The 11795-nt window shown below is 43.6% G+C and carries 9 protein-coding genes and 1 pseudogene; 8 read left to right on the plus strand and 2 right to left on the minus strand.

Translation table 11 applies throughout. The annotated features are described in order from the left end of the window. Positions 1-114: 114 nt before the first annotated feature. The 8 genes from C505_RS0103420 (at position 115) to trpA (ending at position 9544) form a co-directional block, all read left to right on the plus strand. Positions 115-699, plus strand: coding sequence for a hypothetical protein (locus C505_RS0103420; protein ID WP_157368762.1), 585 nt, complete (start codon positions 115-117; stop codon positions 697-699). A gap of 384 nt (positions 700-1083) precedes the next feature. Beyond that, complete coding sequence (locus C505_RS0103425; protein WP_018691187.1) at positions 1084-2631, plus strand: peptide MFS transporter; 1548 nt, start codon at positions 1084-1086, stop codon at positions 2629-2631. Between the two features lie 344 nt (positions 2632-2975). Further along, the gene (locus C505_RS0103430; protein ID WP_018691188.1) at positions 2976-4562 is read left to right on the plus strand and encodes an anthranilate synthase component 1; all 1587 of its coding nucleotides are present in this window, start codon (positions 2976-2978) and stop codon (positions 4560-4562) included. A gap of 3 nt (positions 4563-4565) precedes the next feature. Then, on the plus strand, positions 4566-5165 hold the full coding sequence (locus C505_RS0103435; RefSeq protein WP_018691189.1) for an aminodeoxychorismate/anthranilate synthase component II: 600 nt from the start codon (positions 4566-4568) through the stop codon (positions 5163-5165). After that, a complete protein-coding gene (gene trpD, locus C505_RS0103440; RefSeq protein ID WP_018691190.1) occupies positions 5158-6174 on the plus strand; it encodes an anthranilate phosphoribosyltransferase in 1017 nt (338 codons plus the stop codon). The genes C505_RS0103435 and trpD overlap by 8 nt, the downstream gene beginning before the upstream one ends. Further along, positions 6167-7546, plus strand: a complete 1380-nt coding sequence (trpCF, locus tag C505_RS0103445; protein ID WP_018691191.1) for a bifunctional indole-3-glycerol-phosphate synthase TrpC/phosphoribosylanthranilate isomerase TrpF — start codon at positions 6167-6169, stop codon at positions 7544-7546. The genes trpD and trpCF overlap by 8 nt, the downstream gene beginning before the upstream one ends. Next, positions 7539-8732 (plus strand): tryptophan synthase subunit beta, encoded by a 1194-nt coding sequence (trpB, locus tag C505_RS0103450; RefSeq protein ID WP_018691192.1) that lies wholly within the window; start codon positions 7539-7541, stop codon positions 8730-8732. Before trpCF ends, trpB begins: the two co-directional genes overlap by 8 nt. Next, a complete protein-coding gene (trpA, locus tag C505_RS0103455) occupies positions 8729-9544 on the plus strand; it encodes a tryptophan synthase subunit alpha (protein WP_018691193.1) in 816 nt (271 codons plus the stop codon). Before trpB ends, trpA begins: the two co-directional genes overlap by 4 nt. A 162-nt stretch (positions 9545-9706) precedes the next feature. On the opposite strand, the gene C505_RS0103460 is transcribed toward trpA, so the two are convergent. Both C505_RS0103460 and C505_RS24520 read right to left on the minus strand, forming a co-directional pair. Beyond that, a complete protein-coding gene (locus C505_RS0103460; RefSeq protein ID WP_018691194.1) occupies positions 9707-11134 on the minus strand; it encodes a hypothetical protein in 1428 nt (475 codons plus the stop codon). 427 nt (positions 11135-11561) lie between these two features. Beyond that, a pseudogene (locus C505_RS24520) lies at positions 11562-11795 on the minus strand (IS256 family transposase); the annotation flags it as partial.

The raw sequence follows: 11795 nt of genomic DNA on the forward strand, positions 1-11795 counted from the left end.
ATCTCTTTATAAATCGTTGAAAATACATTCGATTTAAAACGTGTGTTTGAACTTCTCGTTGACACATCGTTTTATGTTCTAACCATTTATCCTAAGATGACAAAGGAAAAACAAATGAGCGCTACACTCAAAACGATTGGTGTTACTGCACTGGCTTCATTGATTCTATCCCCCCTCGCTTCTGCGGATACTTATAAAATCTCGGCCGATAGCGGATTAACAGATATTTACAGCTCTACTATCAATAAAACAATCAATGTCAATCCAAACCCTTCAGGCGTTGAGTCAGGCACCATTGAAATTGATATCAACACAAGTACCGGCGCAATTACAATGGGTGGTGAAGATGATATTGTATTGGGTGACTTTAACGCATCTGTGAACTTTCTTGGTCTCACTACTTGGCATGCAGTTGCGACAGGCGTTTCTTTCAATCAATCAGCAACAGGCACTTTAGATGCAATGGGCAAGGCAACACTCACTTCTGGTGATGGTGACCCAGCTATTTATGTCAATACAGACTTCCAAGGATGCTCTGGTCTTGCTTGTCGTGTCATCATGAATGCTGATTTAGATGCAAAAAACTATACAGTTGAGATTGACTTTAGCGATGATTATTCTTCGTTCACATCAACCGCTGTCGGCTACACCAGCAATGGAACAAAAATGACGCTTGTATTGAATGGCGTTAAACAATAAATCAACTTGATTCCTTCTTTTCAGCGCCTACCCATAGGCGCTTATTTCTCTCATTATGACGATCCTCCTACTCCTCGTGAAATAAGCTATTGTTTATTAGGGTCTGTTAATCTTTCAGAAATGCACGCTGTTACCGCTGAAAAAGCATCAATTACGGCGCGAGGAGAGAAGTTTGGTCATTCCAAATGAACGACGAGCAACAAAGAGTGAGGCTTTTTCAGCCGTAACCCTTCGGGCTGGGGCTATTTTTACGCGCTATTGCGTTGTCAGTCGCTCATGTAGAGTGACTACTCTACGCTCCATCCAGCCTTATATCGCGAAAAAATAGCCGCCAGCAGCGACATTAATGAAAGATTAACAGACCCTTACCTTTAAATTTTATGGATGAAGATCACAGTGACTGATATTACAGAAGAACAAGATAAATCTTTTTATGGGCACCCCGCAGGGCTGACCACATTATTTTTTACCGAAATGTGGGAAAGAATGAGCTACTACGGGATGCGTGCATTGCTCGTCCTCTTTATGACTGAATCATTGCAAGATGGTGGGCTTGGCATGACCGTTGCCATCGCGACAGCCATTTACGGATTGTACACAGGTTCCGTTTATTTTATGGCATTACCAGGTGGCTGGCTCTCTGACAGACTCATTGGGGGTCAACGTGCCGTTTGGTATGGCGGTATCATCATCATGTCTGGTCATATCGTACTTGCAATTCCCAATGATAAAACTTTCTTTATTGGTTTGATCCTTGTGATCCTCGGCACAGGTTTACTGAAACCCAATATCGGCGCCATGGTCGGGCAACTATACAAGCCTGGCGATGAGCGCATTGATGGAGGCTATGCACTGTATTATATGGGAATTAATATTGGTGCTTTTGTTGGCTACCTTGTTTGTGGTTATTTGGCCGAACATGTTGGCTGGCACTATGCTTTCGGGGCAGCAGCGATCGGTATGGGATTTGGACTTGCCCAATATCGTATGACACTGGCAAAACTGAACAACGTCGGAAGCGAACCTGAGTCCAAGTTAAGCCCCAAAGCGGCCAAATTGACTTGGGTGGGTGTATTCGCATTCTTAGGACTTCTGACTTTCGTCACAGCGATGATTTATATAGGCGTGTTGCAGATCAACCCAATCGCTATAGCCGAATATACAGCGATCGCATTCACTATAATTTTCTGCCTTTACTATGCCTCTGTTTACTTCCTTGGTGAGCTGACCTCTAACGAAAAAAAACGTCTAGGCGCTCTTTTTTTAGTGTGCATTGCATCTGCTTGTTTCTGGTCCGGATTTGAACAAGCAGGCTCTTCGCTCAATTTATTTGCCAGGGATTATACCGATAGGATGATTAACGAATTTTCGATTCCAACAGCATGGTTTCAATTTACCAATTCATTATTCATCATCATTCTGTCTCCTTTTTTTGCGGCGATGTGGATCAACCTTGGTAAGAGCATGTGGAACCCGACTTATGGCATGAAGTGTGCCATTGGTCTGATCATCATGGCCAGTGGCTTTATTGTGATGTTCTTCGCAGCACAATTCGCAGCTTCTGGTTTAAAAGTTGCGCCGTATTGGCTCGTGACAACTTATTTTCTGCACACCGTTGGAGAGTTGTGCCTCAGTCCTGTTGCCCTCAGTGCTGTCAGTCGCTTGTCACCCAAGCGTTTTAATGGACAAATGATGGGGGTATTTGTCCTGACTTACTCAATTGGCAGCATCATTGCAGGTTTATTGGCAGGCAACTTCGACCCAGAAAATGTCGAAGAGATGCCCAATTTATTTGGACAAATCACCGTATTTAGTATTGGCATTGCGCTGGTTATATTGTTGTTAAGCTTTAAAACCAAAGCGTGGGAAAAACTCGCGGAAGAGCCCGATCCAGAGTCAACCTCTGAAGAATCTACAGAACAAAGGACTTGACAACGGACTATGCTTTCTGTTCTAGTGTAGGCTCAATTATAGTATTAAGAATATAATTTATGACTCCAACGCAATTGTTCAAAATCTCACAAACACAGCAGTTCACTGTTGTAGCAATGCGTTGGTGGTGGTCCGTCTCGTAACGGGCTTTTGCGTACAAAATTTTTAAAAGCCCGTACTCTTTGAGTCGGGCTTTTTTTATACCCGAAATTCACCAAAATAGGTACTTTATTGATTTTTATGCAACCTGGCACATCAAGTACGTTACTAAAAAAGGGGCAAAACCCAGCTATGGCATCATTATTCAATGATTCAAAAAATGGTTTGTAAAAGGCTTGAAGGATATGATTTTCAGTCACATTGATACAACTCCCGGTGAAGTGAGCAGCATCTCACTTGCCACAAAATACCCAGAAAACCTAGTCGATGTCTTTCGTCAGGTCTGCACTGGGTCGCATCATCTGCTACTTGAATCTTCAGAGATAGACAGTAAGTGCGATTTAAAAAGCATGCTGCTCATCGATGCAGCACTTCGAATGGAATGCTTGGGAAACACCGTTCAAATCGAAGCACACTCTGAAAATGGCGAAACACTGCTTCGCTATCTCATAGAGCAGCTTCAGCCGAAGGCCAATATTCACTTTCCTCATCAAAGGCTGTGCTCTGTCACTTTTACTGCTTCTGATCAGGTTACAGATGAAGATTCAAGACTAAAAGCTGATAATGCATTCACGGTTCTTCGCGATCTAATCCACAGCATCCAGTCTCCACAAGAGAATCCTTTTTCATTATTTATTGGCGGAGTCTTTGCCTATGACATGCTAGCAAATTTTGAGAATCTGCCAGATGTTCCTATGGGGGACAATACTTGTCCAGATTATGTATTTTACGTTGCTGAAACACTGCTAGTCGTTGATCATACAGATCGCAGCGCAACATTGACTGGCAATATTTTCAACGGCAAAGATGCCTTCGCGAATTGTTTTGCGGTTGGTCGGCGCCTAGAAGAGCTACAAAAACAAATTAACGCATTCACCGCTCAACCATCACAACCTCAATCGACAGAAAATTCAACACCTGCAAAGCCTCAAGTGAGTGTCAGTGACGAAGCATTCTGCCAACAGGTTGAGTCTCTCAAGAAACACATTGTTGATGGAGATATTTTTCAGGTTGTGCCTTCGCGTAGTTTTTTACTTCCCTGTCACGATGCGCTCAAAGCCTATAGCCACTTAAAGTCCATTAACCCAAGTCCATATATGTTCTTTATGAAGGATAAGGACTTTGAATTATTTGGAGCCTCCCCTGAGTCTGCATTGAAGTTTGAATCAAATACACGTGATGTAGAAGTCTACCCAATTGCAGGAACACGTAAGCGAGGTGAAACGCCTGATATTGATAGCAGAATTGAACTTGAACTCAGAGAGGATACCAAAGAAAAATCAGAGCACCTGATGCTTGTTGATCTGGCCAGAAATGACATCGCCAGAATCTCTGAACCAGGCTCTCGACATGTGCCCGTTTTAATGAAAGTTGACCGTTATTCCCACGTCATGCATCTGATATCAAGAGTGAAAGGCACACTGCGCAAGGACTTAGATGCGCTGCATGCTTACCAAGCGTGCATGAATATGGGGACACTTGTTGGCGCACCAAAAATCAGCGCTGCACAACTGATCCGTCAAGTAGAGAAAACTCGTCGTGGCAGTTACGGCGGTGCCGTTGGCTACTTAAATGGAAATGGTGATATGGATAGTTGTATCGTGATACGCAGCGCATTTGTGAGAAATAAAACCGCATACATTCAAGCAGGCGCTGGTGTTGTATTTGACTCTGATCCACAAGCAGAAGCCGATGAGAGCCGCAATAAAGCACAAGCAGTGATCAATGCAGTCCATGCAGCGATGGCTGACGCACAAACAGGTAAGGAGTAATCGATGACACATCTTATCATGATCGACAATTATGACTCTTTCACCTATAACTTGGTCGATGAAATCCGTAGTATGGGATATCCTCTCACGATTTTTCGTAATGATGTTCCTGTAGAAACAATCGCGGCACATATCGAAAAAATTGGCGCAGGCAATGTAATTTTGCTTTTATCACCAGGCCCTGGAAAACCAAGTGAAGCTGGCAATATGCCTGTTCTGTTGAAGACATATGCAGGACAACTCCCAATTCTTGGTATCTGCCTGGGACATCAAGCGATTGTTGAACATTATGGAGGAATTGTCGGGCATGCTGGTGAAACTATTCATGGAAAAACTTCCTCCTTATCTATGAATGAACACCCGATTTTTGAAGGGTTACCGCAACAGGCTTCGATCGCAAGGTACCACTCATTAGTTGCGACCCAAGTCCCTGAATGCTTAAACATTATCGCAACAGTGGGGGATATTCCAATGGCAGTCACTCATCACTCAGATCCTGTCATTGGCTTTCAATTTCACCCAGAATCCATACTCACAACCCATGGAGCACGCTTGCTCAAGCAAACATTGACCCACTTACTTGGAGCTGATGACCATGTCTAATCCACAATCAATACTTGATAAACTCTACGCTGGAACTTCCCTTTCAACGGTGGAAAGCCAGGGTTTTTTCTCCCAAGTCGCGTCAGGCAACATCGATCCACTTATTTTATCTTCAGCCTTAACTGCGCTTAAAATCAAAGGCGAAACACCAGAAGAAATTGCAGGCGCTGCATTTGCGTTTCGCCAGCATGCGACACCTTTCCCTGAGCTAGACTTCCCAGTTGGCGATAGTTGTGGAACAGGCGGAGATGGAACAAACACATTCAACGTCTCCTCAACAGTCGCAATCGTTGCCGCAGCGGCAGGACTTAAAATAGCAAAGCATGGCAACCGCAGTATTTCTTCAAAATCAGGCTCTGCTGATCTGATGGAAACATTAGGGATCACACTCGATATTTCGCCAGATAAAGCAGCAGAATCTCTACGTGAGACAGGAATGGCCTTCTTGTTCGCACCACAATATCACAGTGGAGTTCGGCATGCTGTTCCTGTTAGAAATGCCCTGAAAACAAGAACGATTTTTAATATCCTTGGCCCATTGCTGAACCCAGCAAAGCCTAGCTATCAACTCCTTGGCGTGTACGATCCATCCCTATGCTTGCCCATCGCCAAAACACTCCAATATTTAGGAGTGGAACGCGCCATGGTTGTGCATGGGTCTGGGACTGATGAAATCGCATTGCATGGTGAAACGACAGTCGTAGAAATCAATGGTGATACACTCTTGGAAAAAACGCTTCGTCCTGAAGATTTTGGTGCTCAGCAACACCCATTATCGGCATTAGAAGGTGGAGAACCTGAACAAAATGCACAGATCACCCGTGATTTGTTAGAAGGTCGTGGCACACCAGCACAAAGGGATGCAATCGCAGTGAATGTTGCAGCACTTCTTTATCTCGCAGGCAAAGCAGATACCTTAAAAGAAGGTTATCGCACTTGTCAGGAAATTTTAGACTCCAACTATGGAATGCAAACTTTAGCACGCATTATTGAGGTGGTCCGTGGCTAATGTATTGGAACGAATTATTGAACAAAAACGCTTGGACGTCGAAGCACTCTATCAACGCTTCCCTGAAAGCGATATTCAACATGAATTGGGCAAAAGCGATCGGGATTTTGATCACGCACTCCGTACAAATACGCCTTCGTTCATCTTTGAATGCAAAAAGGCATCACCTTCAAAAGGGCTGATCCGGGCCGACTTCGATCCTGTCGAAATTGCACAAACCTATGCAAAATACGCCTCTTGTATCTCGGTTTTGACGGATGAACACTTTTTTCAAGGCCGCTTTGACTTCCTGCCCCTAGTTAGGAATAACGCTCCGCAACCCGTGCTTTGTAAAGATTTCTTTATCGATCCACATCAGGTTCGTGTTGCGCGTTACTTTGGTGCCGACGCCATCTTACTCATGCTAAGCGTCTTAGACGATGAAACCTACAAGACACTTCATTCAATTGCTGATGAATATGCGATGGATGTTCTGACAGAAGTGAGTACGGAAGAAGAAATGCACCGAGCACTCGCATTAAACGCGAAAATCATCGGAATTAATAACCGAAACCTACGCGATTTATCTACGGATATTGACCGAACAAAAGAACTCCGCCAGCTGGCTCCAGCCGATCAGTTAATCATTTCTGAGTCTGGTATTTACACACGTGAACAAATTACAGAGCTGAACGCTCATGCAGACGGCTACCTTGTTGGCAGTTCACTCATGTCACAAGACAACTTAGATGAATCTTGCCGCCAGTTAAAGTTTGGCCTCAACAAAGTCTGTGGCCTGACACGAGAAAAAGATGTGCAATTAGCTTATCAAGCAGGTGCACTTTATGGTGGATTAATTTTTGTTGCGGCCTCCCCAAGATGCATCACTCTGGATCAAGCAAAAGCACTCGTACAAGCTGCCCCACTCAAATTTGTCGGTGTGTTTCGTGATGATTCCCCAGAACATGTTGCGACTTATGCAGAAACACTTTCACTCGATGCAGTTCAACTCCATGGTCAAGAAACTCTCGAATATATGGCCCAGCTACGCCCACTTCTCCCAGAAGGTTGTGCAATCTGGAAAGCCTACGGTATTGAAGGTGATCACCTTCCCGAAATGAGCTCACTGGCAGATAAATGGGTCTTGGACACACAAAAGAAAGGCCAGTCTGGCGGCACAGGAGAATCATTCAACTGGCAACTACTGAACCATGTCGATCGGAAACGCGTAGTCCTCGCTGGCGGACTCAATGCTGACAATATTCAGGATGCAGTACGCATCAACACATATGCACTTGATATCAACTCTGGTGTAGAGGATGCACCAGGACAAAAATCGGAAGAAAAACTCATGCAGACTTTTAATCGTATCCGTGAGGTGAGTCATGTCTAAGCTCTCAGCTTATTTTGGAGAATTCGGCGGGATGTTCGTCCCTGAACTACTTGTCCCTGCCCTCAAACAATTAGAAGCGGCATTCTCGGATGCCATGGTCGACCCTAGTTTTCAAGATGAGTTTCAAACATTATTGAACGAATATGCAGGCAGGCCAACCCCATTGACCTTGTGCAGAAACCTAGGGACTGGCAATAACAAAATCTATCTCAAAAGAGAAGATCTATTGCACGGTGGTGCACATAAAACCAATCAGGTTCTTGGCCAAGCGCTATTGACCAAGCGCATGGGTAAATCGCAAGTGATCGCAGAAACTGGTGCAGGCCAACACGGTGTTGCAACTGCACTCGCGTGTGCATTACTTGGACTACAATGCCGCGTTTATATGGGAGCAAAGGACGTCGAGCGTCAACAACCGAATGTCTTTCGTATGAAGCTGATGGGCGCAGAAGTGATCCCCGTTCATGCAGGTTCAGGGACGCTCAAAGATGCAGTAAATGAAGCCATGCGTGACTGGTCAGCCACATACGAGGACAGTCACTATCTATTGGGTACCGCAGCAGGGCCACACCCATTCCCGTCTCTTGTTCGCGAGTTCCAAAAAATGATTGGTGAAGAAGCCAAAGCACAAGTGTTGGAAAACGAAGGGCGTTTGCCAGATACTGTTATCGCTTGTGTTGGTGGTGGTTCCAACGCAATAGGCATGTTTGCTGATTTTATCGATGAAGAAAGTGTTGCCCTTGTTGGCGTGGAGCCAGCCGGGAAAGGACTGCAAACATCAGAACATGGAGCGGCCATCAATAAAGGAACAAAAGGGATATTACACGGTGCGCATACGTTCATTATGCAAGATAAAGTTGGTCAGATTGAAGAATCATACTCAGTCTCGGCCGGCCTTGATTACCCGGCCGTTGGTCCGCAACATGCTCACTTGGCAGAAACAGGACGTGCAACTTACGAAGCCGTTACAGATGATGAGGCACTTGATGCATTCCAAGCACTTGCAAAACATGAAGGGATCATCCCAGCACTTGAGTCGTCCCATGCACTCGCTTATGCCTTGAAACTAGACAAAGAAGTCAATAACCAGATCATCTGCATTAATCTTTCTGGCCGTGGAGATAAAGACTTAGCTCATGTTTATAACATCATCGGAAGCAATAACTTAGGGAGCGATGCATCATGATCTCTCGTTACGATAGCTTATTTCAACAACTGTCAGAAAAAAATGAAGGTGCATTCGTCCCTTTTGTCACCTTGGGCGATCCTGACTTAGACACCTCATTTGAGATCGTCAAAACACTGATCGACAATGGTGCTGACGCGCTAGAGCTTGGCTTTCCATTTTCTGATCCGATTGCCGATGGTCCAACCATTCAAGCTGCCAATATTCGTGCTTTAGAACATCAAGTGACGCCAGAAGATTGCCTAGCACTCATTCAACGAATTCGCAATTATGATCAGAATATTCCAATCGGACTATTGCTCTATAGCAATCTTGTCATGGCAAAAGGGATCACTCCGTTTTATCAGGATTGTGCAAAAGCAGGTATTGATTCCGTCCTCATTGCTGATGTACCTGTACATGAAAGTAAACCGTTCCGTATTGCCGCAGTTGAAGCAGGTGTCAGCCCAATCTTCGTCTCCCCACCGAATGCAGATGATGATACCGTGCGTGAGATTGCAACACGCACACGTGGCTATACATACCTCCTCAGCCGAGCAGGTGTCACAGGCACGGAAACACAGGCCGCATTGCCGCAAAACAAGCTGATTGAAACATTAAAACTCTACCATGCAGCCCCGGCATTATTGGGATTTGGTATTTCTCAACCGCTGCATGTCAAACAAGCAATTGCAGCTGGTGCTGCGGGTGCAATTTGTGGTTCAGCCATCGTGAAAATTATCGAAAATCACTTAGATGATAAACAAGCTTTATATTCGCACTTGGGTGAGTTCGTTAAAGAGATGAAAGCGGCGACACGGTTTTCTGATTAAACGATGAAAAGAATGGCTCGGTGACAATTGAGTCATTCTCGATTGTACGCTCATCAGTAGATGAGGATATGTTGCGTTCCGTTCGAATACACAGAAAAGTTGAAGAAATATAGCAATCTATCGTAGTAAAAAAGGCTTCCGAAGAAGCCTTTAAGTTGTGAATTATGAGCGTCTTCTCATTTGAAGAAGACCAAATAGACCTGCAATCAAGTAGAAGATTGCACCGCCACCATCGCCACCAGAAGATTTTGCTTTTGGCTTTGTCTCCGTTTTTGGCGGTGTAGATACTTCTGGCTCCGTAGAATCTGGAGTTGTATCAGGTTCAGTTGTCCCCGGTGTTGTTGTGTCTGTTCCGGTTGTTGGCTTAGCTTTATTCGTAATTTCCACATTAAAAGTTTTTTCTGTTTTCATTCCGAAATTGTTTTCTGCAACAACTTTAAATTTTACCATTGTGTCTTTTGATACATCAGGCGCGGTAAATGAAAGCTCTTTTTCATCATTCTTGAAATTAATTACAAGCCCATTTGCTTGAACTAATGACCATTGATATGTTGTCTCGCCTTCTGACAGCGTATTATTGTATACCTTAGGAGTAAAAGATAACTCTTCATTTTCAACAACTTTTAATGGATTTATTGCATCATGAATGATTGGCTTTGCAGGGCAAATATATGACGAAACAGTATCGATCCTCGAAGACGCAACACCGTACATTTTTTCCTGCTTTGTCTCCCATATGATTTGGAAGCCTTCACCAAACTCCAAATGATTTAATTTCGATGCAAATACTTTTCTTTGTTGCTCGTTCATTGGAAACGCCATTGAGAGCTTTCCAGCTGATAATGGAATATCATCCTCTAGTCGATCAAGTAATACAATATTTTCACCCGTCGGTGTTCTCAATGTTACTTTTAGCCCTTTTATCGATTTTGGACGGGATTTAGATCCATCAGCAGCTTCTACCCATCCTACTCTTAAGTTTGCTGTGATTTCTGGCTCAAAAAGTTTTTGCTTACTCAATACTCCAAAATCATCCGTAATCATTTTAGTGCCCATCCAACCATCATTTGTTATGCCCAGCTGAATAGGATCAGGAAAACCTATGTAACGGGTGATTTCTTCTTCAATTACATGTTTTTTGCCATCAATCAGTCCACTAGCTGTCAAATCAATCTTGATCGGCTCCACTTCGCCTGGCAACCCACAAACATAATCTTCCGGGATTTTTAATTTTAACACTTCAGCTGCTTTGCCTTCAGATTTAGGTGCAACATCTGCCACCATAACTGAAGTTTGGGTAAGTTCAACATTACCTGTTGCGTCCAATTGAACATCACCATTCGTAAGGCTCTTATCAGATTCATTCACAAAACCAGGTAGGACAACAATTTTACTTCCAGGATAAACTGGTAACCGGATGTTTCGAAGCTCCTTTGAGTATGGGGATTGAGTTCCAATTTTATATTTAAACCCAATTGGAGATCCATCAGGCTGTACAACTTTTGATTCTGGCTTAATGCTATCAGCATAAACACCAAAACAAGATAATCCTATTGTTGTTGCCAAAACAGTTTTGTGTAACTTTTTCATACTTTACTCACTTCAAAAAAAGACTTCTAATTCAAAAACTGAAATGAATTGTAAACAAACGTAAATGAACGCAAGCTGAATTCTGAACAAAAAATAACCAAAAATTACCCCCAATAATCTTAATCACGTAAATCACGGAATTTCACTTTACTAGAAATATCAATCGCACCCCCTTATAGTTTATTGATAAGCAATTGATATTATTTTTTTATTTTTCCAAACACAACCATTCGGTTGGCCCGTTCCATGTCAAAAATGCTCTGAATCAAACAATCATGAAGTCGATGGTTTTAAAAGAATATGACTGAAGAATCTAAAGCTACACTTGAGCATCGTTTTTCCGTACCAACCTCAGCAAGTTCCGTGATAATGAAAAGCACTCATCGTGCTCTTTCAGAGCTATAGTCAAATCTGGTGTATGACATGATCATGCAGCATCCTGTTGATCATCCGACGTTACTTTTTCTCCATCCTTGAATTCGATCCCTGCAATGACATCCGCTAGAAGGCGGTAGCCTCTCAATCGACGCCATTTATTTTGTGCGGTTACCAGCAGCTTATAAGCCATCGCCAGTGTCGTTTTTCGACTGCCACCATGCTTACTTTTCGTGGTTCTTAAACGAACCGTCGCAAACACGGACTCGATTGGATTTGTCGTTCG

Origin of the sequence: Algicola sagamiensis DSM 14643, from assembly GCF_000374485.1 — a bacterium.
Taxonomy (GTDB): domain Bacteria; phylum Pseudomonadota; class Gammaproteobacteria; order Enterobacterales; family Alteromonadaceae; genus Algicola; species Algicola sagamiensis.